The following is a 950-nucleotide window of genomic DNA, read 5'->3' on the forward strand; positions in this document are numbered from 1 at the left end:
TCGGCCACGTCGCGGGTGCCGACCAGCACCGGCTGCCCGGTCTCGTGCACCTCGGCGATGTGCGCGACGATCGCGTCGTTCTTGGCCGCGGCCGTGATGTAGACGCGGTCGGACTCGTCCTCGCGAACGTTGGGCTCATTCGGCGGGATTGGGGACACGCCGAGCTTGTAGAACTGGCGCAGCTGTTCTCCGGCGGCCAGCGCGGTGCCGGTCATGCCGCACACGGTTTCGTAGCGGTTGATCAGCGCCTGCACCGTGATCGTGTCGAGCACTTCGCCGGTTTCGGTGGTCTCGATCCCCTCCTTCGCCTCGACGGCGGCCTGCAGGCCGTCCGGCCAGCGCTGCAGTTGGGCGATCCGGCCGCGGGCGGCGTTGATCAGGTGCACCGCGTCGTCCCGGACGATGTAGTGCACGTCGCGCTGCAACAGCACGTGCGCGTGCAGGGCGACGTTCACCTCCGTCAGGGTCGTGCCGACGTGCTCCTCGGAGTAGAGGTCGATGCCGCCGAGCGCCTTCTCCACTTTGCGGGCGCCGACGTCGGTCAGATGGACGTTGCGGCTGTCGGAGTCGGTGTCGTAGTCGGTCCCGGCCTCCAACTCGCCGACCAGCTTGATGATCTCCAGCCGTGGGGTCTCCCGGTGCGTCGTGCCCGCCAGCACCAGCGGCACCAACGCCTCGTCGACCAGCACCGAGTCGGCCTCGTCGATCAGCGCCACGTCGGGATTGGGCGACACCAGGTCGTCGACGTCGACCACGAGTTGGTCGCGCAGCACGTCGAAGCCGATCTCGTTGACCGAGGCGTAGGTGACGTCGCAGCCGTAGGCGGCGCGGCGCTCCTCGCTGGTCGATTCGGCGGTGATCCAGCCGACCGTCAACCCCATCGCCTCGATCAGCGGGCCCATCCACTCCGCGTCGCGGCGGGCCAGGTAGTCGTTGATGGTCACCACGTG

Annotated in this window: 1 pseudogene; it reads right to left on the bottom strand. The window is 68.6% G+C overall.

From position 1 onward, the window contains the following. Positions 1–950: pseudogene (gene secA2, locus A9X04_RS15295) on the bottom strand (accessory Sec system translocase SecA2); the annotation flags it as partial.

This window comes from Mycobacterium sp. E3247, assembly GCF_001667785.1.
GTDB lineage: Bacteria > Actinomycetota > Actinomycetes > Mycobacteriales > Mycobacteriaceae > Mycobacterium.